This is a genomic window from Pseudoalteromonas sp. S3785 (assembly GCF_005887365.1).
Taxonomy (GTDB): Bacteria; Pseudomonadota; Gammaproteobacteria; order Enterobacterales; family Alteromonadaceae; genus Pseudoalteromonas.
Map to the genome: position 1 here is coordinate 43,971 of NZ_PNCT01000023.1, position 25,175 is coordinate 69,145.

The 25,175-nt window shown below is 39.2% G+C and carries 23 protein-coding genes; 18 read left to right on the forward strand and 5 right to left on the reverse strand.

Annotated features, from left to right (window positions below; translation table 11 throughout):
• The first annotated feature begins 105 nt into the window (after positions 1-105).
• The gene (locus CWC17_RS06430; RefSeq protein ID WP_249935898.1) at positions 106-1,005 is read left to right on the forward strand and encodes a LysR family transcriptional regulator; all 900 of its coding nucleotides are present in this window, start codon (positions 106-108) and stop codon (positions 1,003-1,005) included.
• On the opposite strand, the gene CWC17_RS06435 is transcribed toward CWC17_RS06430, so the two are convergent.
• Entirely contained in the window at positions 994-1,452 is a 459-nt protein-coding gene (locus CWC17_RS06435; RefSeq protein ID WP_138612388.1) for a MarR family winged helix-turn-helix transcriptional regulator, read from the reverse strand. The two genes, CWC17_RS06430 and CWC17_RS06435, sit on opposite strands and share 12 nt — an antisense overlap.
• Positions 1,453-1,580: 128 nt before the next feature.
• Here CWC17_RS06435 and CWC17_RS06440 point away from each other — a divergent pair, with 128 nt between their 5' ends.
• The 5 genes from CWC17_RS06440 (at position 1,581) to CWC17_RS06460 (ending at position 7,067) form a co-directional block, all read left to right on the forward strand.
• Complete coding sequence (locus tag CWC17_RS06440) at positions 1,581-2,009, forward strand: organic hydroperoxide resistance protein (protein WP_138612389.1); 429 nt, start codon at positions 1,581-1,583, stop codon at positions 2,007-2,009.
• A 183-nt stretch (positions 2,010-2,192) separates the two neighbouring features.
• The gene (locus CWC17_RS06445) at positions 2,193-2,546 is read left to right on the forward strand and encodes a metalloregulator ArsR/SmtB family transcription factor (RefSeq protein WP_138541766.1); all 354 of its coding nucleotides are present in this window, start codon (positions 2,193-2,195) and stop codon (positions 2,544-2,546) included.
• A 38-nt stretch (positions 2,547-2,584) separates the two neighbouring features.
• Positions 2,585-3,595, forward strand: coding sequence for an ArsJ-associated glyceraldehyde-3-phosphate dehydrogenase (locus CWC17_RS06450; protein WP_138612390.1), 1,011 nt, complete (start codon positions 2,585-2,587; stop codon positions 3,593-3,595).
• A gap of 29 nt (positions 3,596-3,624) precedes the next feature.
• The gene (gene arsJ / locus CWC17_RS06455; protein ID WP_138612391.1) at positions 3,625-4,848 is read left to right on the forward strand and encodes an organoarsenical effux MFS transporter ArsJ; all 1,224 of its coding nucleotides are present in this window, start codon (positions 3,625-3,627) and stop codon (positions 4,846-4,848) included.
• 98 nt (positions 4,849-4,946) lie between these two features.
• Positions 4,947-7,067, forward strand: coding sequence for a methyl-accepting chemotaxis protein (locus CWC17_RS06460; RefSeq protein WP_138612392.1), 2,121 nt, complete (start codon positions 4,947-4,949; stop codon positions 7,065-7,067).
• 92 nt (positions 7,068-7,159) lie between these two features.
• Here CWC17_RS06460 and CWC17_RS06465 read toward each other — a convergent pair whose 3' ends face one another.
• On the reverse strand, positions 7,160-7,747 hold the full coding sequence (locus tag CWC17_RS06465) for a TetR/AcrR family transcriptional regulator (RefSeq protein ID WP_138612393.1): 588 nt from the start codon (positions 7,745-7,747) through the stop codon (positions 7,160-7,162).
• Positions 7,748-7,859: 112 nt separating this feature from the next.
• Here CWC17_RS06465 and CWC17_RS06470 point away from each other — a divergent pair, with 112 nt between their 5' ends.
• A complete protein-coding gene (locus CWC17_RS06470; protein ID WP_055015763.1) occupies positions 7,860-8,402 on the forward strand; it encodes a carboxymuconolactone decarboxylase family protein in 543 nt (180 codons plus the stop codon).
• Between the two features lie 60 nt (positions 8,403-8,462).
• Here the strand turns inward: CWC17_RS06470 and CWC17_RS06475 are convergent, their stop codons facing one another.
• On the reverse strand, positions 8,463-8,993 hold the full coding sequence (locus CWC17_RS06475) for a hypothetical protein (protein ID WP_138612394.1): 531 nt from the start codon (positions 8,991-8,993) through the stop codon (positions 8,463-8,465).
• Between the two features lie 53 nt (positions 8,994-9,046).
• Between CWC17_RS06475 and CWC17_RS06480 the strand changes: the two genes are divergently transcribed.
• Positions 9,047-9,418 (forward strand): DUF1294 domain-containing protein, encoded by a 372-nt coding sequence (locus CWC17_RS06480; protein ID WP_138612395.1) that lies wholly within the window; start codon positions 9,047-9,049, stop codon positions 9,416-9,418.
• Between the two features lie 36 nt (positions 9,419-9,454).
• Here CWC17_RS06480 and CWC17_RS06485 read toward each other — a convergent pair whose 3' ends face one another.
• Both CWC17_RS06485 and CWC17_RS06490 read right to left on the reverse strand, forming a co-directional pair.
• Complete coding sequence (locus CWC17_RS06485) at positions 9,455-9,811, reverse strand: PEGA domain-containing protein (RefSeq protein WP_055015760.1); 357 nt, start codon at positions 9,809-9,811, stop codon at positions 9,455-9,457.
• A 171-nt stretch (positions 9,812-9,982) separates the two neighbouring features.
• A complete protein-coding gene (locus CWC17_RS06490) occupies positions 9,983-11,956 on the reverse strand; it encodes a serine/threonine-protein kinase (RefSeq protein WP_138612396.1) in 1,974 nt (657 codons plus the stop codon).
• A gap of 484 nt (positions 11,957-12,440) precedes the next feature.
• Here CWC17_RS06490 and tagH point away from each other — a divergent pair, with 484 nt between their 5' ends.
• The 10 genes from tagH to tssC all read left to right on the forward strand — a co-directional run bounded on the left by tagH (position 12,441) and on the right by tssC (position 25,165).
• A complete protein-coding gene (tagH, locus tag CWC17_RS06495) occupies positions 12,441-13,715 on the forward strand; it encodes a type VI secretion system-associated FHA domain protein TagH (protein ID WP_138541756.1) in 1,275 nt (424 codons plus the stop codon).
• Between the two features lie 15 nt (positions 13,716-13,730).
• The gene (gene tssJ, locus CWC17_RS06500; RefSeq protein ID WP_055015757.1) at positions 13,731-14,195 is read left to right on the forward strand and encodes a type VI secretion system lipoprotein TssJ; all 465 of its coding nucleotides are present in this window, start codon (positions 13,731-13,733) and stop codon (positions 14,193-14,195) included.
• Between the two features lie 14 nt (positions 14,196-14,209).
• Positions 14,210-15,538, forward strand: a complete 1,329-nt coding sequence (gene tssK / locus CWC17_RS06505; RefSeq protein WP_138541755.1) for a type VI secretion system baseplate subunit TssK — start codon at positions 14,210-14,212, stop codon at positions 15,536-15,538.
• A gap of 20 nt (positions 15,539-15,558) precedes the next feature.
• Positions 15,559-16,839, forward strand: a complete 1,281-nt coding sequence (gene tssL / locus CWC17_RS06510) for a type VI secretion system protein TssL, long form (protein WP_055018336.1) — start codon at positions 15,559-15,561, stop codon at positions 16,837-16,839.
• A 10-nt stretch (positions 16,840-16,849) separates the two neighbouring features.
• The gene (gene tssM, locus CWC17_RS06515; RefSeq protein ID WP_055020032.1) at positions 16,850-20,359 is read left to right on the forward strand and encodes a type VI secretion system membrane subunit TssM; all 3,510 of its coding nucleotides are present in this window, start codon (positions 16,850-16,852) and stop codon (positions 20,357-20,359) included.
• Positions 20,341-21,069 (forward strand): type VI secretion system-associated protein TagF, encoded by a 729-nt coding sequence (gene tagF, locus CWC17_RS06520; protein ID WP_055015753.1) that lies wholly within the window; start codon positions 20,341-20,343, stop codon positions 21,067-21,069. The genes tssM and tagF overlap by 19 nt, the downstream gene beginning before the upstream one ends.
• On the forward strand, positions 21,062-21,859 hold the full coding sequence (locus CWC17_RS06525) for a PP2C family protein-serine/threonine phosphatase (protein WP_138612397.1): 798 nt from the start codon (positions 21,062-21,064) through the stop codon (positions 21,857-21,859). Before tagF ends, CWC17_RS06525 begins: the two co-directional genes overlap by 8 nt.
• 186 nt (positions 21,860-22,045) lie before the next feature.
• A complete protein-coding gene (gene tssA, locus CWC17_RS06530; protein ID WP_138612398.1) occupies positions 22,046-23,158 on the forward strand; it encodes a type VI secretion system protein TssA in 1,113 nt (370 codons plus the stop codon).
• A 16-nt stretch (positions 23,159-23,174) separates the two neighbouring features.
• Positions 23,175-23,678, forward strand: a complete 504-nt coding sequence (gene tssB / locus CWC17_RS06535) for a type VI secretion system contractile sheath small subunit (protein WP_055018331.1) — start codon at positions 23,175-23,177, stop codon at positions 23,676-23,678.
• Positions 23,675-25,165 carry a type VI secretion system contractile sheath large subunit gene (tssC, locus tag CWC17_RS06540; protein WP_055018330.1) on the forward strand — a complete coding sequence of 497 codons (1,491 nt, stop codon included), beginning with the start codon at positions 23,675-23,677 and terminating at the stop codon, positions 25,163-25,165. The genes tssB and tssC overlap by 4 nt, the downstream gene beginning before the upstream one ends.
• Positions 25,166-25,175 lie beyond the last annotated feature (10 nt).

Consider the following 25,175-nt stretch of genomic DNA (forward strand, 5'->3'; position numbering starts at 1 on the left):
TTCCTGATGATTTTAAGTACTTTTTAATATGTAAATACTATAGCTCAGTTGAAAAATAGAAAAAGACATGAAAAACTAAAGCACTTTCAAATTTTTATTGAAAATATGCGATCATTTAACGATATTCAAACTTTTATAGATGTAGCTAGTTGCGCCAGTATTTCTGAAGCCGCAAGGCAAAACGCACAAACTCCAGCGGCGGTAAGTGCGGCTATTAAGCGCCTAGAAAAAGACTTAGGGAACGTATTGTTTATTCGCTCTACCCGCAGTTTACGCTTAAGTGTGGCAGGGGAGCAGTTTTTAAGTTACGCCAAAGACTCCCTTTCGCTTATTCAACAAGGGGTAGCTGCAGTACAAACTGCAGTAGGTGAAGTAACAGGGACGCTACAGGTATCGGCCCCGTGCGATTTAGGGCGTAATAAACTAAGCGAATGGCTTAATGAGTTTTTAGCGCAATACCCGCATGTAAAACTTAAATTGCACTTAAGTGACGAAGTAAGCGACATTTATAGCCAATCGATAGATATTGCATTGCGCTTTGGCGTACCAAAAGATTCACAGTTAATTGCAGCGCCACTTTTTTTAAATAATGCGCGTATTTTAGTGGCCTCTCCTGAGTACGTAGCAAAAACTGGATTGCTTACACATCCCCTTAACTTAACGCAGCACACTACCATTACGTTTATGCGCTTTGGCGAAGTGTTTAAAGAGTGGCGATTTTATAAAAATGGCGCGGTGCAAAAAGTGCAGCTAAATTGCCAACACATAGTAAACGATGGCGAAATGGTTAGGCGCTGGGCACTAGAGGGCAAAGGCATTGCGTATAAGTCGTACTTGGATGTCATTGACGATTTAGCAAGTGGGGAGCTCGTTCATTTATGCCCAGAGTGGCAAAGCGATCCGCTACCGCTTTATATGATGTACGCCGATCGACGCCAAATGACCCCAGTGATCACCGCATTTAGGGCGTTTATTCAACAAAAAATAATCGCGTTAGTTGGCTAATTCATCGTCGCTTTTAGTATTTAAATCGTTTACCACTAAATCAAGCAGCTGCATAAGCTGTTTGGCTTGTGTGGGATCTACACTTTCAAATTTACATAATATATTTTTTGGAATATCAGCGGCTTCGTTTTTAAGGGCTTGCCCACGATGGGTAAGCTGAATTAGGCGCTTACGCTTATCGTGTTCGTCTTTAATAACAGCCAGCAGAGATTTTTCGGTCATTTTTTTGAGTATTTGGGTCATAGCGCCGCCGTCAATAGCGGTTTTATCTATTAGCTGCGCGATGGTTATTTCGTCTTGCTCCCACAGCGCCATCATTACTACATACTGCGGATACGTTAAGTTAAGTGCAGCCAAAGGCTCACGGTAAGCGCGGGCAATACTATTTGATGCCATATATAACCTATGACACAGCTGATTTTTTAATTTTAATTGCTCAAACGACATACCTAACTCCTAAATACCTTAAATTCAAAAAACATTTTAATTTGCATGCAAAGTATTTGCAATCTCTAATTACTTGACCTATTATTTTGCATGCAAACTAAATTAATTGATAAACTTTGGAGTTCACTATGAATGTATTACAAAACGTTGCCTACACAGCAAAAGCAACTGCAACCGGTGGCCGTGAAGGTGTAGCTAAATCTGACGATGGCCGTTTAGATGTAAACCTATCAACCCCAAAAGGGCTAGGTGGCGACGACGGACAAGGCACTAACCCAGAGCAGTTATTTGCAGCAGGTTACGCAGCGTGTTTTATTGGCGCACTAAAATTTGTAGCAGGTAGCGAAAAAATTGATTTACCAAGTGACACGCATATTAACTCTGAAGTATCTATTGGCGCGATTGAAGGCGGTTTTGGCATTGCAGTTAAATTAGCAGTATCGCTCGGTGATATGGATAAAGCAGCAGCGCAAGAGCTTGTAAATAAAGCACACCAAGTATGCCCATACTCAAACGCTACACGCGGCAACATTGAAGTAGAGCTTTCGGTTATTTAATTAACTGATTACTTAGCATTGTAATAGCCCAGTGGTTTGCCACTGGGCTTTTTTGTGTGCTGAAATTTAGCAAAGTTCATATTAATTAAACCCTTCTAAAAAATATACGAAAAATCGTATATTCAATATTTCATATATTCTCATTTTGTTTTATTGTATGCACACTAACTAAACGAGGATGCTATGGAACAACTCAACCCACTTCAATTTTACAAATGCTTAGCCGACGATACGCGCTTAAAAGCCATGTTATTAATTAGCCATGAGCAAGAGCTATGTGTGTGTGAGCTTGTTGCCGCGCTTGAGCTTAGCCAACCTAAAGTGTCGCGCCATTTAGCGCAGCTTAGGCAATGTGGCTTATTAAGCGACCGCAAGCAAAATCAATGGGTTTACTACAGCATTAACAAAGCCTTGCCTGAGTGGGCTATTAGCGTACTAACACAAACCCGAAACGAAAATTCTGCGTTTTTTAGCGATGATTTAAATCGACTCAATGCTATGGGGAATCGCCCAGAGCGTGCAGCAAGCTGCTGTTAATTAAGCAAATTGATATAACTTTACTAAAGGTATTTATTATGACAATTAAAGTAGGTATTAACGGCTTTGGCCGCATGGGACGTTTAACACTGCGCGCAGCATTAGAATGGCCAGAAGTAGAATTTATTAAAGTAAACGATGTTGCAGGCGATGCTAAAACACATGCTCATTTATTAGAGTTTGACTCAGTGCATGGGCGCTTAGCACACAGCGTTACAGCAAACGAAAATAGCTTTAGTGTGGGCAAACACACTATTGCCGTTACCAATAACAAAACCATTAGTGATACCGATTGGTCTGATTGCGATGTAGTAATAGAAGCCAGCGGTAAAATGAAAACCACTGAGCTGTTAAAGCAATATTTAGCACAAGGTGTTAAGCGCGTTGTAGTAACCGCACCAGTAAAAGAAGACGGCATTTTAAATGTGGTTATGGGGGTTAACGATAATTTATATAACCCAGATGAGCACAAAATTGTGACTGCGGCGTCGTGTACGACTAACTGTTTAGCACCCATTGTAAAAGTACTACAAGAAAAAGTAGGCATTAAACACGGCTCAATGACCACTATTCACGATATTACCAATACCCAAACGATTATTGATGCGCCACATAAAGACTTACGCCGCGCCCGTTCGTGCGGGACAAGTTTAATACCTACTACAACCGGTAGTGCAACAGCTATTACACATATATTCCCTGAGTTAAAAGGTAAGTTAAATGGCCATGCCGTGCGCGTACCTTTAACTAACGCATCCATTACCGACTGTGTATTTGAGCTTGGGCGTGGTGTAACTGCCGCTGAGGTTAACGAATGGTTTGCTCAAGCATCTAAAAACGAGCTTGCAGGTGTATTAGGTTACGAAGAAAAACCGCTGGTATCGATAGATTACAAAACCGATCCACGCAGTAGCATTATTGATGCGCTTTCTACCATGGTTATAAATAATACCCAGCTTAAATTATACGCTTGGTACGATAACGAATGGGGCTACGCTAATCGTACCGCCGAGCTTATGCTTAAAGTTGCTAAAAGCAACTTGGTTTAACCATTTAAAAGGTTTTAAGGGCGTAAACCATGTTTGAGCAACTCGCTAATTTACCTACAGCAATAAAACAGTATTTAATTATAACCGGTAATTACTGGGCATTTACCTTAACCGATGGCGCACTGCGTATGCTGGTGGTGCTGCATTTTCATCAGTTAGGGTATGGTGCACTGGCCATTGCCATGCTTTTTTTGTTTTACGAAATTTTTGGTGTGATCACCAATTTAGTGGGTGGTTGGCTTGGGGCTCATTTAGGCCTTAATAAAACCATGAACTTTGGCTTGGCGCTGCAAATAATAGCCCTTGCCATGTTATGCGCGCCAAGTGAGTGGCTCACAGTGGCTTATGTTATGGCAGCACAAGCGCTTAGTGGCATAGCCAAAGATTTAAATAAAATGAGCGCCAAAAGCGCCATTAAACACTTAGTGCCCGAGGGAGAAAGCGGACAAGGCCAGCTTTATAAATGGGTGGCTATTTTAACAGGCTCAAAAAATGCGTTAAAAGGGGTCGGCTTCTTTTTAGGTGGTTTACTCCTTACGGTATTGGGTTTTGTAGGTGCTTTGAAGGCGCTTATTTTACTACTTACTATTGCGTGGATTATTAGCGTTGTATTTTTAAAAGGCGACATGGGCAAGGCTAAAAATAAGCCCAAGTCTAAAGAGCTTTTTTCTAAATCTCGTGCAATAAACTTATTAAGCGCAGCGCGATTATGTTTGTTTGCCGCGCGTGATGTGTGGTTTGTAGTGGCTTTACCTATTTATTTAGCCCAGCAGTTTAATTGGAACTTTTGGTGGGTTAGTGGCTTTATGGCGCTTTGGGTTATTGGTTATGGCGGCGTGCAATCGCAAGCGCCGCGTATTACCGGCACCAGTAACTCAAGTGTTGATACCGTTAAACATGCCTATTTATGGGTGTTGCTGCTAAGTGGTGTAACAGCACTATTAGCACTTTTTATGCAACTTGAGGTGGCCGTTCATGCCACGCTGATTATAGGTTTGCTTATTTTTGGCGGTGTATTTGCTGTTAACTCCTCAGTGCATAGTTACTTAATTGTCAGCTTTGCTAAAAGCGATGGTGTATCGCTTGATGTTGGCTTTTATTATATGGCCAATGCAATGGGGCGTTTACTAGGCACGGTGCTTTCAGGGTGGGTATTTCAGGTTTATGGTTTTGTAGCGTGTTTATGGGTAAGTGTAATTTTGCTTATTTTGGCCTCTATAGCCACGGCCTTTTTAATCAAAAATAAAAGCTAAACGTTTGTATTAGTTTTTTATTAGTGTAACGATTTTAATAGCTTCATTTTTAAGATCTACTAAACTGTACCCGTAGTTTTAATTAAAGGGTAATTTAAGTGCAAGAAATCTCGTTAGCAAAAAAGTTATTGTGGATAACCGTAGGTAGTACATTTTTAACAGTGCTAGTTCTCTCTGGCGTATTGTGGTGGCAAATGTCATCAAACAGTGAAGCGCTCGCAAAAGAATCTGAAAATTATATAGTGGCTGAGGTTGAGCAAAAGCTTAATGCAAATGCGGCTGCTTACGGTGAAAAAATAGCTGGGTTTATAAATGAAGCTTACCGAGTACCTAATTCTTTAGCTGCATTGCTTGGTGATGCGGCTAAAACTCAAACGCTAAATCGTGATACTGTGGTGAGCATTAATCGCTCTATTTTAGAGAAAAATCAATTTTTATCGTCTATTTATTCGCAGTTTGAAGCTAACGCATTTGATGGGCAAGACGCGCAATTTACGCAAGGTTTTAAACACTCTGTTAATGGCGATGGCACGTTAGAGGTGTATATAACGCGCGACCAAAACGGCAATATTGAGCAACAAAAAGTAGCTAATGCCGCTGATAAATATTTAACATCGTTAAACGAGTTTGGTATTCGCGAGGCCCACTGGTACTTGTGTGCAAAAGATACACTTAAGCCTTGTATTATGGAACCGTACCTTTACGAAATCCCCTCTGGCGATTCTGTTATGCTTACTTCATTAACAGTGCCAATTATTAAATCAGGCCGCTTTATTGGTTTAGCGGGTGTTGATTTAACACTACCAACTTTTCAGGGCCTTACAGAGCAGCTTTCTAGTGAGTTATATAATGGTAAAGCCAAGGTTACATTGTTAAGTGATATGGGATTAATAGTAGGCAGCAGTCATTATAAATCTAAATTAGGCCGTCCGTTTAAAGAAGCTGTTAGCAGCAATACTTACAGCGAACTTGCTAATACTAAAGGCCAGAACACGTTAATAAAAACAGCGGATGAATACTTGGTTAATTACCCTATAAATATTAAACTTGCTAACACTCATTGGAGCTTACTTATTGAAGTGCCAAGTAATTTAGCACTAGAGGGGCCTAATGCGTTAGCTAAAAATATGAGCGACTCGGCAAACCAGTTAGGTTTAGTTATTTTAATAACGGGCGGTGTGATAGCTGTAATTGCCTTTATTATTATGAAAATAGTAGTAGGTAGCGTGGTTGCACCGCTTGAGCAAATCCAACAACGTGTTGATAACCTTGCCAGCTCAGAAGGTGACTTAACGCATACACTGCATGTTGACACCCACGCAGAGCTAATAGCGCTTGCCGGTGGTTTTAATGCCTTTTTAGCTAAACTGCGAGGCTTAATTGCAGAGCTTAAAGATGTTTCAGCACAAACTAAGCAGCAAGGCGAAATAGCACAGCATATTGCTATTGATACAAAACATAACGTGCAATCGCAATTTCAAGAAATTGAAAGCGTAGTAACGGCCATGAACGAAATGAGCGCCACCGCACTTGAAGTTGCCAGAGCCTCTGAGCAATCTGCTCAACAAGCGGATGAAATAAATGGTTTAGTGGTAAGTAGTGAGTCGAGCTTATCATCGGCTATGAGCCAAGTTAAAACCATGTCTGAAGAAATAAAAGAAGCCAACCAAGCGGTTGAAAAAGTGGCGTCGCGTAGTAAAGATATTACGCAAATTTTAGATGTGATCAGAACCATTTCAGAGCAAACAAACTTACTTGCACTTAATGCCGCCATTGAAGCTGCGCGAGCTGGCGAACATGGTCGAGGCTTTGCAGTGGTTGCCGATGAAGTGCGTGCACTTGCTTCTAAAACACGTTCATCTACCGATGATATTAGCCAACTGATTGATAGCTTATTGTTAGAAGTAGGTAACGCATCAACCGTTATTGAAAATGGTGTTATACGTGCTGAAAGTGCAGTAAACGAAACCTCAGTAGCGTTTGATGCGCTGCATAGTGTTGTAGTAAAAGTGGATGAAATTACAAATCAAATTACCCACATTGCCACCGCAGCGGAGGAGCAAAGCCTAGTAACAGAAGAAATAAACCGTAACCTTACGCTTATTTCTGATGCCGCATCGCAGCTTGCTGACTTATCTACCCAAGCGGGCGATAGTAATGAAGCGCTTAATGCATTGGTAGCGCAACAAGATAGCGAGCTAAATAAACTTAAAACATAAGTGAAGTTTGTTCTCAAAAATAAAAAAGCGGCTAATTCGTGCGAATTAGCCGCTTTTTTAGTTGAGACTTTAACTGTGAGTAATGCGAAAAGTTATAGCTTTTTGATCAAGGTAAACATTTGGTCGATCATCGGCTGCGCTAATTGATCAACGCCCGGGCGGTTAAAATAGCCACGTAGCCCAGTAAACTGCACCTGAAAAAACTGCGCATATTCAAGTGCCGTAAGTTTACTGCTCAGCTCATTATTTTTAATAGCTTGAGCAAACAAGCTGGTTAGGTAGGCTTCAAACTTTGCCGATAAGTCTAAACTCAGCTCATATAATGAGGCATCTTTTTCTGCAAATTCACTGTTTGCTTTTACCAGCATACAAATAGCACTTGGGCTACAGTCTTTGGTTTTGACAATTACGTTTTCAACAAACGCACGCAAACCACCTAAAACAGAATCAGAACTTGCTAAAAACCCATCAATTTGGCTTTTCATTTGTACTGTGTAGTCTTTTAAAGACTCGCTGTATAGGCCTTCTTTAGAGCCAAACGCCGCATATATACTACCAGGGCGCATGTTAATGGCCTCTTGTAAATCGCGGGTTGAGGTGGCGTTAAACCCCTTTTCCCAAAACAATTGGCTTGCAACGCGAATTACATTATCGCGCTCAAATTTAACTTTGTTAGCCATTTTAATCTCAACTATTTTGAACGTATGCTCAATTTTAACTTGAACAGTCGCTCAAAATCAAATAGTATGTGTCTCGAAGTTACTCAAACACATTAATTTATTGGAGCAGAACATGGCAGAATTTACGTTATATACCCAAGACAACGCACCTGAAGAATCAAAATCGCTTATGGCTGATTCAGTAGCCGCATTTGGCATGCTGCCTAACCTTCACGCAGTAATGGCAGAGGCGCCTACGTTACTTAAAGGCTACCAAGTACTGCATGAGCTATTTCAAAAAACGTCGTTTAACGCAGAAGAGTTAACTGTGGTATGGCAAACAATTAACGTTGAGCACGAGTGTCATTACTGTGTACCAGCGCACAGCGCAATTGCCGCTTCAATGAAAGTTGACCAAGATATTGTAGATGCACTAGTAAACAAAACACCACTAGCAGATGCAAAACTTGAAACTTTGCGTGAGACTACACTTGCAATGACGCGTGATCGCGGCGTAATTAGCGATGAGCAAATTGAGAAATTTTTTGCAGCAGGTTACGGTAAACAGCAACTACTAGAAATTATTGTTGGTTTATCGCAAAAAGTAATGAGCAACTACACTAACCACCTTGCTGATACACCCGTTGATGAACCATTTAAAAAGTTTGCTAAATAATAGCGGCTTTATAAATGACAAAGGCAGCCTGAGCTGCCTTTTTGTGTTTTAAATACAACGTTATTTAAATTTAACGGCTTTAGTGCTGCGTGTGTATGTACGTTGCTCAGGTTTAGTCCATTCACCCTTTTTTAAATAAGACGTTGAAACAACAAACGCATCGTTTTTTAGCTCGCTTATCGAGCGTACTTTAGTAATGCCTTCTTTACTCCCTGTTACCTCTTCATACGCGACAAATTGGGTAGGGCTAAGCACTTTCATGGTGCCTTTTGTGTAAAAACCTGCGGTAGTGAAATAGTAAAACACCAACGACTCTTTCTTACTGTCGTAAAAAATCATCGACTCACCACCATATTCACCTTCATTAATAGAGTGCTTGGTATGTATCGCTTTACCATTTAATGCTCGCTCCCATCGACCAACATCTTGTACTGGTTTGGCTCCCTCAGGCACTTTAAAATCGGCCTGCCAAGTACCTAAATAAGGTTTAAATACAGCGAGTTCTTTATCAAGGTTACTTGGGGTATCAGCGGCGTAACTATTAAAGACGTATAAGCATAATACTAAAAATAGGGCTTTAAAGTATGTCATAATTTGGCTCTTATTATTTTGGTTTAACTCTTTTTAGTATAGGCGATCATGAATTGATAAAGAAAACATTAATCATCTTCTCACTGCTTTTTTTGGCTGTGATTTGGCTCGCGTATCTATCACAATATTTGCCAGTTTATGTAAGTGCGTTAAGCCTAATCACATTTATAATGTACGCTTGGGATAAACGACAAGCAAAGCAATCAACGCATAAAAAAGTAAACCGCACCCCAGAGCGCACGCTACATATACTGGCGCTACTTGGCGGTTGGCCCGGTGCACTCATTGCACAGCAATGGCTTAGGCATAAATCGCAAAAGCGACGTTTTATAGTGGTGTTATGGCTATGTATTTTTGGGAATGTGAGTGTAATAGGGGGTATTATATTGTTTGAAAAAAATGCGAGAGTTATGCCTTTAAATTAATGCGTATTTAAAGGCATAAATACATTTACATGGCGTTTAGTTTGCAGCTTCAGTTTTTGCTACTTCATCTAGATTAACTGTAAGTATGGTTTTTTTATCAACCACGACCCACTTACGATAAGTTTGGTAGCCAGGCTTGCTTACTTCAATATCGTATTCACCTTCTTTTAGTTCAATCGCGTCTTGGTATACCGGTTTGATATTCATAATACGCACGCGCGCGTCATTAGGGTTAGTAATTACGGTAAGTGAGATTGGAGCAACCACCTCGGCTACTTCAGCTTGAACATCGGCAACATTGTCTTCAACTTTTTGTTCAGTTTCATTCATATTTGAAGTGTTTGCACAGCCACTTAAAATGAGTAATGCTGCTAGTGCGGTTATTTTTTTCATTGGTACTCCATAAATCATTATAGTAATTAAAATTGCGAAATATCATGGAGGAGTACAAGCGTTAGCTTAACTCGTCATCCTTGACTTTCGTCGGTAAAACTAAGTGTTCATCAACTTTTAAAGTGTATTGTAAAAGCAAAGCCACAATCGCTTTGCTTTATAGTTAATAAGTTACAATAAAACATTATCAAGTGATTGAGTAATGGCTTCACTTCGCTCTACTAGTTGCTCGGCAGTACGATACATCTTTCTCTTCATTAAGGTATTCGCCATTGTAATGTATCGTTTAGATAACTCCTGTTTTAAAGAAACCAAAAGCGAAAAGTCTGATGGTAAATCCACTGACTCCACGTTAATTTGCTCTTCAAATTCTAATAGTTCTTTGTATTGCTCAACGCTTTCAAGTTTTTCTGTGTAGCGATCAAAGCGTGGCTGGTAAAATACAATAGCATCCGCTGTTGGAAATTGAGCTTGTAGGCCTTTATTGATTCTTTCTTGATACGAGCTAAGAGCGTCGATTGCCGCCTCTCTTTTGAGCAGTTCAGCAAATTGCAGCTCTTGTTTTTGCGTATCAGTAAAGATAGCTTTCCCTACGTTTAATAACGATTTTTGTTCAATAACGTTGTCTTCTTCTATAGCTTTTTCGAGCGCTAGCTTGTAATTATCAAAGTGAATTTGCGAAGGTTGATAGACGTAGGTGTCATCAACCTGTTTTAAATCAATAATTAGCTGAGGAATACTATTATTATCAACTTCGTTATAACGAGATTGTTCTAAAAGTAGATTAATTCGTGATGTAATATCAAAAATTATAGATTGCCTTTCTCTTAAAATACTCTCAAGCTGTACAGAGAGCTTTTCCGAGTCAGGGTAGTATTCAAGTGCTTGCGTGTAAACATCTATAGTTTCGTCGAAGTTCTTAAACTTGCCACCACTATTGTTTATCTGATTAGCCATACCATCGAAACTTTGCAAAACACTCTCTTGATTTACACGCAATAACCCTTGTTTTAGAACGTCGTATTGAGGCGGTATTTCAGAAAGTTTATCGAGTATGCTGGGGCCATTCCATGACATCCATGTTTTTACTTGTTGGTTTATAGCTTGAGCATTGTCTAACTTAGCTTCGAGCTGTTTTACAGTGTTGTTATTAGATAAGTAATATTGTCCTGCCAATACTGAGGCAATTACCAAGCTTGCGACTAATGCGACAGCCGGTTTGTAATTTTGCTTTAATTTAGCTAAAACGGGGTTGAGCGAGCTTAATCTATCAGACGCGTTTAATGCAATTGCTTTGTTTAAGCTACCCCATAACCATAACGGACAGTTACTAGGGCGTTTTGCTGAGGTATCTTTTGCTAGTTTATCAGCTGCTACACGATTAAATGGGTGTTTGCTGCTTAACAGTTCAAGCGCTATACATGCGTAAGAAAACACATCATCTTTAACTGAAGCCTCAGCTCCTTTAAGTTGCTCTGGGCTTGCATAGGTGGGAGTGTAACCACCTACAACAGCAGCATTTTGCTCGTTTTGAACAGCATAAGCATCTTCAATGGTTTTATGTTTTGCAATACCAAAATCAAGCACTTTTAAGTTGCCGTTAGAATCAAAAATAATATTTGATGGCTTTAAATCATTGTGGATGACACCGCGTGCATGCGCGTAAATCAGGGCATTAGCTAATTGTTCTAAAATCACCTTCGCTTTTTTAAACACCATACCTGTGGGTTTGTTTCTTTTTATTATTTGCTCAAGTGTTTCGCCTTCAACAAGCTCCATCGTTACATAATGAAGATCGCCATCTGAACCTGCAGAATACACTTTAACAATATTGGGATGGGCTAACTGTTGTGTTTTAGTGGTTTCATCTTTCAGGAGAGTGATGGCCTCTTCTGAGTGTGAAAACTCCTCGAGTAACACCTTTATTGCAACAAATACTTCAGGGCGACTTGGGCTTTCTAAAAATAAATCCCTTGCACGATAGATATAACACATACCGCCCTGGCCAATTAATTCTTCAACCAAGTAACGAGCTGATATTTTTTTACCAATTAGGTTGAGTTTATTTTTAGCCTGTGGCTTTTTGAGATTTGAATCAAGCGACGCTATCTGAGTTTTATCGTTAGAGTTATTGATACCGCTCATTATAAATCCTTTTATTGTGTATATATAAATAATTGCAAAGGTGAATTTTTATCGTTTTTATCAATTCTCCCTTTGATAACTGCAGTATTTTTACAAAAAAAGATTACTTTAGCAATCTTTCTGGCGTAGAAGTTTCATACAAAATCGGTTACGTCGTCTGTTTAAACTCACTTAAAACTTATTTTTATTTTTAAACTTAAAAAATAACTTCCTTAAAACAGCTGCAAAAGGCGTTAAAGGTACATTCAGCGATAATCATTCACTTTAATTTTCATGAGATAAAGTTTGCGAAAGTGTGCTGAAAAAGGAACATTCAAACAGGAGTTTAATTATTGGATTTCATATTTTTAGGTTTATTAAATTTATCATTGTCTTCAAATTTAAATATCTGTGTATATTTTTATATATTAATTTCAATGTTGACAATAGTTTCGCTTCTACTTTATCCTACTGAAAATGTAGATTTATGGGACTAACTTATCAAATGGAACTGATACTAAATATAACTAGTTATCATAGACTCTCGCCTGAAATTGAAGCTTCTAAAACAACTAAACACTCCCTTATTTTCGGCCGGTCCGAAACGTGCGATTGGCATTTGCCCGATCCTGAAAAAATAATCTCTAGCCGACACGGCCGTATCGAAAAAGAAGGCGATTCGTTTTATTTATACGATACCTCCACTAACGGAACGTTTGTTAATTTTGGCGTGTCTGCGCTTGGTCAAGGTAATAAACACCGTTTAGCCCACAGTGATGTGATTACTGTGGGGGATTTTCAAATTGAAGTCGAGTTAGCTGATTCTCAATCTACGACAGCATACACAGAAGCCCGCTCAAATACGGATGACTTTGCACTAAGAAATAGTGCTCCAGCACCCGAAATAGATAATTTTTCTTCAAGTGATTTATTTTTAAATGAATCTATTTTAGATGAGTCAATGCCTTCTGTTTCAATGAAAGAAGAAAGCATGGCACAGCCTGATAATCAAATTCCTGAAAATTGGGATGAATTATCACATCTAATGAACCCTGATGTGTCAGTCTCACCGCAAAACCATTTTGATGATATTGCAGTGGCAGAGCAACCCGTTAACGTTGAGCCTCAAAAAACACCAGAACCCGTTAAGCAGCCAGTAAAACAATCGCAAACACAGGCTAGTACCGCAAGCGCTAATTCCGCCTTATCTGAGGCGTTTTTAAAAGGTTTAGGTGTTAAAGCTGAGCTTCAAAATGCTCTCAATACACCTGAGTTGTGGTTCGAAATGGGTCAAAGCTTAAATTTATTATTAAACGAGTTAATGGAGTCATTAAGACAACGAGCTTTGGTAAAAAATCAATTACGCTTGAATCAAACCATGTTTCAAACTAAACAAAATAACCCGATTAAGTTTTCTGCAGATATTGATGATGTTATTCAGAATTTATTCATCAGAAATAGTGCAAGCTTCCTGTCGTCTCGTGAATCGATTAAAGAAAGCTTTACTGATACTCGAAGACATGAACATGCTTTATTAGCAGGAGCTGATGGTGTACTTAAAGGGATTTTAGAGCAGGTTTCTCCTCAGCAGATATCCCAGCAAGTAAACGAAAACTCGAATGTATTAAAAATTATTCCAGGCCAGTCAGAAGCAAAATGTTGGAAGATATACCAAAGCCTTCATGAAGAGTTAGCACAGGACGTAAATGCCAAAGGTGCCATGGCGTTATCTGACGATTTTTTAAAGGCTTATAATGATAAAACTCAAGAAACGTTTTAGGAAGGAAAGTAAATAATGACTAAATTTAAGCTCTTTTTTATGAGCATTAGCCTACTCTTTTTGACGGTTGGGTGTACCACCGTTAACAAAATAGTTCCGCCTTCAACTGATTTAATTATTAATGTTTCTAAAGATGTAAATCCCGACACATCAGAGAGACCGTCGCCAGTTGTTATGAAAATATTTGAACTAAGTTCAAGAACTATTTTTGATACTCAGGATTTTTTTAGTTTATACGAAACACCTGAAAAACTATTAGGCCCAGATTTACTTAAAAAAGATGAGCTAGAACTACAACCAAACTCAGTACAAAAATACAAAATGAGCCTTAATAGAAATACCCGCTACGTGGGTGTTGTTGTGGCTTATAGAGATATCGACCAAGCAAGGTGGAGAGCAGTTATTGAGGTTGACCCTACTGGCTATGACGATATAAATGTAAATGTTGAAGCAATTGCAACATACATGAGAGAGCGATAAAAAGGATTTGTAAAATGGGTGACAACACTCGTGTTGCGTGGACTGAAGGGATGTTCTTAAGGCCGCAACATTTTCAACAATCAGATAAGCATTTTTCTAATTTAATAAACCAATTATGTAAGGGCAATTTATCTGATCCGTGGGGCATACTTGATATAAGTATAGACACACAGTTATTGGGCTCAGGGCAGTTAGCTCTTGAGTCTTTAAGTGCCATTACGCCAGACTTGCTCCCAATTGAAATGCCACAGTCTACTCCTTTACCTGAGCCATTAGTGGTTAATAAAGATGTGTACGATGAAGTGGTATACCTTGCCATCCCGGCAATCAAAAATAGTGGTATTAATATTTCAGCATTGGATGAGAATATTGTTACGCGCTATAAGCTAAATGACTTAACTGTAAGTGATGACTCACTAGGAACTCAATCCCAAGAGATTATTCAGGTTGCTAAAGTTTATAGCAAACTTATGCTATCTTCTGATGACAGTGCTGGTTATATTTTGCTGCCTGTTGCGCGCATTATTGAAGTAAGTAGCGAAGGCAGCATTAAACTTGATACTAAATATATACCTCCCTCTTTAAAAGTGGGTCAATGTAAGCCATTGCTTGGTTTAGTAAGAGAAATAGGCTCTATGATAAAGCAGCGTGCAGAGAGTATATCTGTGCGTTTATGCCAAGGCTATGCAGGAAGCACTTCGGTTGCCGACTTCATCATGCTGCAAACCCTTAATAAATACGATGCTGTTTTTGACAATCTACTTAGCGTGAATAACATCCACCCAAATGTATTTTATACTCGTCTTATCGAGCTGGCGGGTGAGTTATCGACTTTTAGCACTGCAAATAAACGAGTACCAAAGTTGCCTAAGTACGATCATAATAATTTGGCTAAAGTCTTTGCTGAAGTAGTCAATTTCTTATATCAATCTTTAAGCCATGTCATTGAACAAACTGCGACAGAAATTAAACTAGAACAAAGTAAGTTTGGTATTTCGTTTGGGGCACTAAAAGATAAGTCTATACTCAATTCGGCACAATTTGTTTTAGCAATTAAAGCAAGTGTACCGCACGAAGAGCTGCGAAAAATACTGCCCTCACAAATTAAGATCGGTAGTGTCGAAACTATACGCGACTTAGTTAATAACCAAATTCCTGGTATTACCATTAGCAACTTACCAACGGCACCGCGTCAAATCCCATACCATGCAGGTTTTCATTACTTTGAGTTAAACAAGCAGGGTGAACATTGGGAAAAACTTCGTTCAAGTGGTGGTATCGCTATCCACTTATCGGGTAATTACCCTGAACTACAAATAAGCCTTTGGGCAATTAGAACTTAACTTTTAAAGGAAGAGTTTCAATGGATGAAACCATTATAAAACCTCGCCCTGGTAGACTAGGGCGTGACACTTCAAACACTCCTAATGTTGATAACGATACTGATAAAACAGTGATGTCTATTGAGCCCGCTGCCAGCAGTATTACTAATACGTCTAAAGTTTCAATTTTTAAAAACCCACTTTTAGAAGCGGCAACAGATTGTTTTTCAATTGTAATTTCTATTAGCCAAGCTAAAGAGATGACAAATATTGCTGCTTTAAAGCATCGCTGTGTTGAGGCTGTGAAGCGCTTTGAAGTTGAAGTGCGCAACCAGGGGCTTTCTAAAGATGTAATCACTAACTCGCGTTATTGCTTGTGCGCGATTTTAGATGAATCAGTTTTAAATTCTAAATGGAGCTCAATGGAGTGGGCTGATGAGAGTTTACTATCGACGTTCCATAAAGAAACGTTTGGCGGTGAATACTTTTACACCCTGCTTGATAACGCACTGGCTCAACCTGAACAACACAAACAATTTATTGAGCTGCAGTACCATTGCTTGAACTTAGGCTTTAAAGGTAAATACAGATTAGACAACGGTGGCGATACTAAAATAGAAGAATATCGTTCTCAAATGTATCACCTTTTAAATCAATTAGATGGTCCATTGAACAATAAACTTTCACCTAATTGGAAGCAGCGTGTTGCCGCTGGCGTAGAGCTTAGAAATCAAGTTCCGCTTTGGGTGATTTTTTCAGTGTTGGGTTTAGTGCTGTTAATGGTTTACTTATTTATCAACATGAAACTAAACGACGGCGTTGCTTCACTTAACGACAAGCTAGCTGTGATTCATCCTATAGCGCAAAACGAAAGTATAGATAAAAAAGATAAACAACTATTAGTACTTGAGCAGTTACTGCAAACAGAAATTCAGATGGGGATAGTTACAGTAAAGAAAAACCTAGACCGCATACGAATTTCAATAAACAGCGAAAGCTTATTTAATCAGGGCGACGCAAAATTACTACCGTCAATTCAGCCCATTTTAGAAAAGCTAGCACTTAGTTTGGAAGGAACAAAAGGACGTATTTTAATTACTGGGCATACCGATGATACGCCTATTCGGACTGATAAATACCCATCAAATTGGCACCTTTCTTTAGCCCGTGCAACGCAAGTTGCTAATTCTATGGCTAAAAGTACAAACCTAAGTGGCCGTCTATGGCCTGAAGGTAAAGGTGCTGCAGAGCCTATCGCCAGCAATTCAGATTCAGCTTCTCGGTCACTAAACCGACGAATTGAAATCGATTTATTATTTTAATGAGGCTGACATGAGTTTTTCACACAAAATAAAAAAAATTACTTACGTACTCACTTCTAAAACAGCCATGTTAATTATCGGCTTTTTGGCGTTATCTTTATTAATTTGGTTCGGCGGCCCGCTTATTGCGGTTGCTGACTTTATTCCTTTAGAGAGTGTAGCGGCACGGCTGTTAACAATTTTGTTTGTTATTTTAGTGTTTGCTATCACCAAAATTTATAGCTTAACGCAACAAAGCAAACGCGATGAGAAAATGGCCGATGAGCTAATCGAAAGCGATGAGTCGAACAGTAACGAGGTGAATGAAGAGATCACCACGTTAAAAAACCGCATGAATGAGGCCATCAACTTACTTAAAGATGTAAAGTTATTTAAGGGTAAAAATATATATCAATTACCTTGGTATATTATGATTGGCCCGCCTGGGGCCGGTAAAACAACGGTTATTAATAACTCAGGCTTAGACTATCCGTTAAAAGATAAGCTAGGTGTTGATTTAGTGCACGGTGTAGGTGGTACACGAAACTGTGATTGGTGGTTCACTAATAAAGCCGTACTTATTGATACCGCAGGACGATACACAACACAAAGTAGCCACGCAAAGCATGACTCGCGCGCCTGGGAAGGTTTTTTAGGGCTTTTACGCAAGTACCGCCCGCTGCGCCCCATTAATGGTGTAATGATCAGCATGGGTATTTCTGAGCTCATGAGTCAAACTAAAACAGAGCGTAATCTGCATGCCCGCGCAATTAAACAGCGCTTACAAGAGTTACAAAATCAGTTGGGTATGACTTTTCCGGTGTACGTCATTCTTTCTAAAGTTGATTTAATTGAAGGTTTTAGAGAGTTTTTTGGCGAGCTTACAGAAGAAGAATGCGAGCAAGTTTGGGGGGTTACTTTTGAGTTAGACCTAGATAAAGACACTCAAGTTGAAGCGTTTAATAAAGAGTTTCACGCGTTAATTTCAAAACTGACAGAAATGCTTAATCGTAGGTTGATTAACGAGCGTAATGAAGAAATACGAGCCAAAATTTTTGAATTTCCGAGACAACTTCGTGTGCTGCAAGGTGTAGGCGATGCGTTTTTAAAAGAAATTTTTACCCCTAACGCCTATGAAGAACTCCCTATGTTTAGGGGCGTGTATTTGACCAGTGCCACTCAAGAAGGGAAGCCAGCTAGCTTTTTAAATGATGTAAACTCAGCAGATTCTAGCTATATAAATCAATCGAAAAGCTTCTTTATTAAAAACGTTTTAGAAGGTGTGATTTTCCCTGAGCAAAACCTAGCAAGTACTAACAAACATCACGATAAGCAGAACAAATGGCTGAGAGTAGGTAGTATTTCTTTAGCTAGTATTGCGGTAATTGGTTTTTCTATTTCGTGGTACTTTAGCTTTGCATGGAATAATAATTTAATGGCTGCTACAGATGAAGCCATTGAAACTTATCAGGAGCTAGATGGAGCCTCGTTTGATAGAAGTAACTTATTAGTATTAAACGACAGGCTCAATGCGCTAAGAAATTTACCAGCTAACAATCCTGCGTTAGTTGATGACGATGAATCTCAGTCGATAGGTTTTAATAAGCTTAATGAAATTAAACAGTCATCTACACAAGCCTATAACAGGTCTCTACAAACGTATTTAGAACCTTATATAGCCAATACGTTAATTAAAGAAATGGAAGCGCATCCAGAGCACCTTAGCTATTTATACGAGACGCTAAAGTGCTATTTAATGCTATTCCAACCTGAGTACTTTGAAAGTGAAGATATTTCGGCTTGGTTTAATGCATACCTTGAAAGAAACCTACCAGGTGATAAAAATGCGCTGACTCGTGGCCAGTTGATGAACCACATTGCTGCCTTATTAGAGCTTGGTGTTAGTCAAACAAAAATAGATAATCAAGCAGTGCGTATAGCTAGAGCTGAGTTAACTAAGTTACCAATAGCCGAAAGAGCATACCAACGCCTACAAGCTGATTTTCTTGATAGCAGCATTCCGCCGTTTAGGTTAACAGACATTATTAGTTTTGAAAGTGCGCAAAAATTCACGTTCAGAAACAATGGCGAGCTGACTCGAAGTATTCCTGGTTTATATACCTTTAACGGTTTTCACGGCATTTTTAATGTTGAGAAAAGTAAAATGCTTGGCAATTTGATGGCAAGCAGCTGGGTATATGGCGAGGAGGCATCGGGCACTTATGATATTTCTAAAGAAGAAATTGAAAAGAAATTAGAGCAACGTTATTTTCAAGATTATATCTTCTTTTGGCAGTCATTTATCGACGATCTAAGCCTAAATCAGTACAGCTCACCTGCTGAGGGTGTCAATATTACAGATGTACTAGCAGGTTCAGAAGCACCGATTAAAAACATTATTATGGCTGTGCAAAAAAATGTGCAATTAACCAAACTGCCGGTGTCAGAGAACCAAAAAGCAGCGGGTAAAGTTGCCGCTAATGCTGCTGAAATTGCAATGCAAACTAAAGCCAATAGAATTAAACGTTTTTTACCTGACGAAGCCCCTAAGTTTGATATCAAGCTGCCTGGTTATCAGGTTGAGGAAGCGTTTGAAGATGTTATAAATATTGATACTCAGCAATTAGATAACATTCAGAAAAATCTCAGAGAGCTTAATGTATATCTAACTAAGCTAGATAGAGGCGATCAGTTAAAGTCATCGATAAAAGATCAAATCAGTGGAAAAAGTAAACCAAGTTTCATTCGCCAACTTGAGTTCCAAAGCCGTGATCTACCTTACCCATTTAATAGTTGGTTATTAGATATAAGCAGAGATACCAGTAATATCACTAAAAATAGCGCTAACAGACACTTAAATGAGATTTGGAAAAGCCAGGTTTTACGTGAGTACAACGCAGCTATTGTGGGCCGATACCCATTCTCTCCTTATGCACAAAAAGAAGTGAATATGAAAGACTTTACACGTTTCTTTGGACCAGATGGCACCATTGATAGCTTCTTCACTAACTATGTAGCGCCTAGTGTGGATATGAGTTCGAGTCCGTGGAAGTTTGAAAAAGACATTGGCATAAGCGCTGATACTCTAGCCATGTTTGAACTAGCCCATCAAATTCAAACTGTGTTCTTCGATGGTGGAAGTGCAACTCCTAGAATTGAGTTTGGCTTACGTCCGCTATCGCTGGATAAAACTACATCGAGCTTAATGATTGAAATTGATGGTCAATCAATGATTTACCGCCATGGTCCCTTAAGAGTTACAAACTTTGTTTGGCCAGGCGCAAGTGGACAAAGTAAAACGCGAGTTGTATTCACGCCGCCTAATGGAGGGCGTTCTGTAAATACAACTTACCAAGGTGAATGGTCGCTTTATCGCATGTTGGATGAGTTGAGCGCTAAAAGAGCAAAAACACGTGAGGATTTAGAGTTACATTTTTCTCTCATGGGTAACAACGCAAAAGTTGAGCTATTGCCAAAATCAATTAGACATCCATTTTGGAATAAAAGTGTAGAGAAGTTTTCATGTCCGACCCGATTATAAATATAGGCTACCTTGGCAAAGTCCCTAGCTTAGGGGACTTTGTTCAAGACAGCGTTTCGAAAGAATTTTCAGAGCACTGGGAGCAATGGCTGCAAGCAGCTATTGCTGTAAGCAAAGAACAGTTGGGTGACAATTGGCAGGATAACTACCTAACAGGCCCTGTATGGCATTTTGCATTATCGCCAAATATTGTCGGTGATAAAGGTGTAATGGGAACTCTGTTACCGAGCATGGATGCAGTAGGGCGTCATTATCCATTTACGGTAGCCAGTACATTAGAAGTTGCGCCAATAGAAGTATTAAATTCGGGCGTATTCTCCTTAGAGTATGAAGACACTGTACTTAAAGTGCTAGATAGCTCTGTTGACCTTTTCATGTGGAGAAAAGAGGTTGCTAAATCGATAAGAACGCTTTCAGAGCCTAAAAAGCAGCTTAGTATTTCTCTCTCTAGTGACAAAAATAAAGAGGGTGAAGCATTTGAGTTCTCAGGTGATGAGCTATCAAGTGATGTTTTAAAAGACGCCCTTCATGCACTTTTATATAAAAAGCATGGTGACTATAGTGTTTGGTGGACTCACGGTTCATGCAATATAAAGCCTATGATGCTCGTTACTTCAGGACTACCGCCTGTTAACCAAGTTGCAGCTATGTTAGATGGCCGATGGAAGCATTGGGAATGGAATTACACACAGGTAAAAAATAGTGATTAGCAATTTAAGTACAAGTTACGCAATAACTCATCGCGGTGCTGTTAGGCAATTAAATGAAGACTCTCATGTCGAAATTAACAGCCATAACTTATGGGTAGTAGCCGATGGAATGGGCGGACATGAAGCGGGTGAAGTTGCAAGCCAGCTTGTTGTTGACGTGATTAGAGCAAAAGTAGAAGAGAAGACATTAGCTACGCTTAGCGTTTCGTATATTGTTTCAGCTATTGAAGATGCAAATCGTCAATTAAATGAATACAGTGCTCAGTACTTAGGAAGCAAAACAGCGGGCAGTACAGTAACTGCTTTATTTATAAAAGATAATCAATATTACGTTTTATGGGTAGGCGACAGCAGAGCATACATGCTACGAAATGGTCAATTACAGCAAATATCGCGGGACCATAGCCAAGTGAACGATCTTATCGATGAAGGCGTAATTTCAGTTGAGGAAGCAAAAACGCACCCGCTTTCGAATGTGATTACACGCGCTGTGGGCGTTACAGACGAAGTTAAAGTAGATGTAGTACAAGGTGAAGTAAATACTAATGATATTTTCTTACTTTGTTCAGATGGGTTAACAGGTGAATTGTCTGATGAAGAAATATGTTTGTCATTAGAACCTAATAGTATTATAGATTCAGGTATGGCGCTTATGCATTCTTCTTTAGTAAGAGGTGCACGTGATAATGTTACCTGTATTATAATAAAATACGGTCATGAAAATTTTAGTAGCAAATCGGAAACATACAAAATTCAAGATGAAGCTACAATACCACTTTTTACTAAATAATTATTTTTTAATAATGATATAAATTTAGGTGTTAATTAATTTATAATGCAGGTTCATTGTTTATATAATTGCAATTCTTATGATTTGAACGCAATTGTAACTGGGCTTGTATTTTAATATAAAGAATGTAATATGAAATCCGCTCCGCTTTATTGGAGTTTTATGGATAATTATTAGGACGACGGAATGTTTGTATTTGAAGAGTATATTTCCCCTATTTCTGAAACTGAAATCGCAGGCTTAGACCCGCGCTCGGATGTTTCTCCTACGTCGACTTATTACGCCTTAAAAGATTTAAGAAACCAACTTCGTGCCGCAGAAAGAAACGCGCTAGTAGACGAGGAGGGTATTTCATCACTTGCTCGCGACTGGTTACCTTTACTAGAACAATGCAGCAACGCGCTAAAAACAGAAAGCAAAGATATTGAGTATTTAGCGTGGTTTATTGAAGCTCTTTGTCGAATTCATGGTTTTAAAGGACTTGCTTTTGGCTTTAAAGTGGCCAGCCACTTATTAGATAATTATTTCGACGCGCTATATCCCTCCCTTGATGCAGACGATGAAATTTCGGACAAAGTATCAGCGCTTGGCGGATTAAATGGTTCTGCAGGTGAGGGGACTCTGATTATCCCCATTAAGAGCATACTTTTAACTGACAGTGTTAGCTTAGACCCTTTTACATTTTGGGAGTATCAGCAAGGTTATGATATTTCGAGGCTAAATGATGAGAAAAGAGAGAAAAAGCTAGCACAGGGCGCGGTCGATTTTGAATTAATCGAAAAAAGTGCTGCAGAGACAAGTACAGAATTTTTTGTAACGTTAAAACAAGATATTGAAGAGGCGATTACTGAGTTTGCCAAGCTTAGCGATGTGATGGATAAAGTGACGGGGCAGCCGCAACCTACCTCAAATATTAAACAAGCGCTTGAGGTAAGTTTGGCGGCCGTTAATCATATTGCTGCAGACAAACTTGTTGCAGCAGAACAGGCGTTAATATCAGAGCAAACGCAAGAGCAACTCACTCAAAACGATGAAGAGCAAAATGCAGTTGAGGCGCCTAAAAAGGACATTAGCCAAGCAATTGATTCACGTGAGAATGCAATAAATAAGCTTAAAGAAATAGCGGCGTTTTTTAGAAAAACCGAACCGCATTCTCCAATGTCATACACGATAGAACAAGTGATTCGATGGAGCGAATTATCGCTGCCTGAATTATTAAATGAATTAATAACAGATAGTGATGCTAGGACCGGGTACTTTAAGTTGTCTGGCATTAAGATCAGCGAAACTGAAACATAAGTAAAAGGAGTTCTCTATGAGTATCCATGATAAATTAAAACGAGTACGTAAGCCTCGCGTTCACATCACTTATGATGTTGAAACTGAAGGAACTGCGGTAAAAAAAGAATTACCATTTGTTGTTGGTGTAATGGGTGATTTTTCAGGTGATAACACTGAAGCACTAAAGCCGTTAAAAGATAGACGCTTTATTCAAATTGATCGTGAAAACTTTAATGATGTTTTAAAACGCATGAGCCCTTCGTTAAAACTCGTTGTAGAAAATACACTGAGTGATGATGACTCTCAATTTGAGGTTAACCTTAGCTTTAAATCAATCGATGACTTTGAGCCAGCTGCGGTTGTTAATCAGGTTGAACCATTGCGTAAGCTAATGGAAACACGTAATAAATTACGCGATCTAATGACCAAGATTGACCGCTCAGAAGAGCTAGAAAATGTTTTAGAAGAAGTATTAAGTAATACTTCAAGCCTTGATTCTATTGCTAAGGAACTTAAGCTAGAGGAGACTGAAAAATGAGTGCAGAGCAACTAAGTACTGAATTAGAGTCAACAGCTGAGGCAAGCTCATCGTTACTAGAGCAAGCAATTGGCGCCACTAAGCAAACTGATGCAAGTCGTGCAGAAGAGCTACTTAAAACGTTAACTGAAGAGGCATTAAAAGGCACAGTTCAATGGAATAAAAACATGACTGTGACGTTTAATGAAGCAATTCAATTAATCGATCAGAAAATATCAAAGCAGCTTAGTGTTGTTATGCACAGCGACGAGTTTCAAAAGTTAGAAGGTTCTTGGCGTGGGTTACACCACCTTGTAATGAACTCTGAAACAAGCTCAACGCTTAAAATTCGTGTTTTAAACATGAAGAAAAAAGAACTACATAAAGATTTAAGCAAAGCTGTTGAATTTGATCAAAGCCAAACATTTAAAAAGATTTACGAGTCTGAATTTGGTACACCAGGTGGCGAACCTTATGGCACCATTGTGGGTGACTTTGAATTTACTAACCACCCAGAAGATGTTGAAACGTTAAGCTTAATGTCGAATGTGGCAGCGGCTGGCTTCTGTCCATTTATTGCAGCTTCTTCTCCGTCTTTATTTGGCTTTGATAACTGGGAAGAATTAACTAAGCCTCGTGACCTAGAAAAAGTGTTTGAATCATTAGAGTACACAAAATGGCGCTCGTTCAGAGACAGCGATGATTCGCGTTTTGTATCGCTAACTATGCCTCGTTTCTTATCACGTTTACCTTACGGTGCTGCTTCTAAACCTGTAGAAGAGTTTAACTTTGAAGAGTTTGAAGTTGAACCAAAAGCAGGCCGTTCAGTAAGTACTGATAATAGCGACTACTGCTGGAGTAATGCTGCTTACGCAATGGCTACTAATATGACCAAAGCGTTTTCACAATACGGCTTTTGTACTGCAATACGTGGTGCTGAAGGCGGCGGGAAAGTTGAAGGTTTACCAACGCATATTTTCACAAGTGATGATGGCGATCCGGATCTTAAATGCCCAACGGAAATTGGTATAACAGACCGTCGTGAAGCAGAGCTTAGTAAACTTGGTTTCTTACCTTTATGTCACTACAAAAATACTGATTATGCCGTTTTCTTTGGTGGCCAAAGCTGTCAAAAACCGCAAGTATATTCAACGCCTGACGCGACGGCTAATGCTGCTATTTCAGCACGCTTACCCTATTTAATGGCTACATCTCGTTTTGCACATTACTTAAAAGTGATGGCGCGCGATAAAATTGGTAGCTTTATGGAAGCAGAAGATGTTGAATCATGGCTAAACCGTTGGATTCTATCGTATGTAAATGCGACAGAGGGCGGTGGTCAAGATATCAGAGCACGCTACCCGTTAGCCGATGCGAAAGTATCAGTTAAAGAAATACCAGGTCAGCCAGGTGCTTATAACGCAGTGGCATGGTTAAGACCTTGGCTACAAATGGAAGAGCTTACTTCTTCATTACGTCTTGTAGCTAAAATTCCAGAGATTGGTTAATTAACTAATC

What these genes read in the sequence shown, in the direction of transcription:
- CWC17_RS06445 (WP_138541766.1), top strand. Translation starts at nt 2,193, where the DNA reads ATGGAACAACTCAACCCACTTCAATTTTACAAATGCTTAGCCGACGAT.
- tssL (WP_055018336.1), top strand. Translation starts at nt 15,559, where the DNA reads ATGGATGAAACCATTATAAAACCTCGCCCTGGTAGACTAGGGCGTGAC.
- tssB (WP_055018331.1), top strand. Translation starts at nt 23,175, where the DNA reads ATGAGTATCCATGATAAATTAAAACGAGTACGTAAGCCTCGCGTTCAC.
- CWC17_RS06490 (WP_138612396.1), bottom strand. Translation starts at nt 11,956, where the DNA reads ATGAGCGGTATCAATAACTCTAACGATAAAACTCAGATAGCGTCGCTT.
- tssM (WP_055020032.1), top strand. Translation starts at nt 16,850, where the DNA reads ATGAGTTTTTCACACAAAATAAAAAAAATTACTTACGTACTCACTTCT.
- tssA (WP_138612398.1), top strand. Translation starts at nt 22,046, where the DNA reads ATGTTTGTATTTGAAGAGTATATTTCCCCTATTTCTGAAACTGAAATC.
- tssJ (WP_055015757.1), top strand. Translation starts at nt 13,731, where the DNA reads ATGACTAAATTTAAGCTCTTTTTTATGAGCATTAGCCTACTCTTTTTG.
- CWC17_RS06435 (WP_138612388.1), bottom strand. Translation starts at nt 1,452, where the DNA reads ATGTCGTTTGAGCAATTAAAATTAAAAAATCAGCTGTGTCATAGGTTA.
- tagF (WP_055015753.1), top strand. Translation starts at nt 20,341, where the DNA reads ATGTCCGACCCGATTATAAATATAGGCTACCTTGGCAAAGTCCCTAGC.
- CWC17_RS06430 (WP_249935898.1), top strand. Translation starts at nt 106, where the DNA reads ATGCGATCATTTAACGATATTCAAACTTTTATAGATGTAGCTAGTTGC.
- tssK (WP_138541755.1), top strand. Translation starts at nt 14,210, where the DNA reads ATGGGTGACAACACTCGTGTTGCGTGGACTGAAGGGATGTTCTTAAGG.
- CWC17_RS06470 (WP_055015763.1), top strand. Translation starts at nt 7,860, where the DNA reads ATGGCAGAATTTACGTTATATACCCAAGACAACGCACCTGAAGAATCA.
- arsJ (WP_138612391.1), top strand. Translation starts at nt 3,625, where the DNA reads ATGTTTGAGCAACTCGCTAATTTACCTACAGCAATAAAACAGTATTTA.
- CWC17_RS06465 (WP_138612393.1), bottom strand. Translation starts at nt 7,747, where the DNA reads ATGGCTAACAAAGTTAAATTTGAGCGCGATAATGTAATTCGCGTTGCA.
- CWC17_RS06475 (WP_138612394.1), bottom strand. Translation starts at nt 8,993, where the DNA reads ATGACATACTTTAAAGCCCTATTTTTAGTATTATGCTTATACGTCTTT.
- CWC17_RS06440 (WP_138612389.1), top strand. Translation starts at nt 1,581, where the DNA reads ATGAATGTATTACAAAACGTTGCCTACACAGCAAAAGCAACTGCAACC.
- tagH (WP_138541756.1), top strand. Translation starts at nt 12,441, where the DNA reads ATGGAACTGATACTAAATATAACTAGTTATCATAGACTCTCGCCTGAA.
- CWC17_RS06450 (WP_138612390.1), top strand. Translation starts at nt 2,585, where the DNA reads ATGACAATTAAAGTAGGTATTAACGGCTTTGGCCGCATGGGACGTTTA.
- CWC17_RS06485 (WP_055015760.1), bottom strand. Translation starts at nt 9,811, where the DNA reads ATGAAAAAAATAACCGCACTAGCAGCATTACTCATTTTAAGTGGCTGT.
- tssC (WP_055018330.1), top strand. Translation starts at nt 23,675, where the DNA reads ATGAGTGCAGAGCAACTAAGTACTGAATTAGAGTCAACAGCTGAGGCA.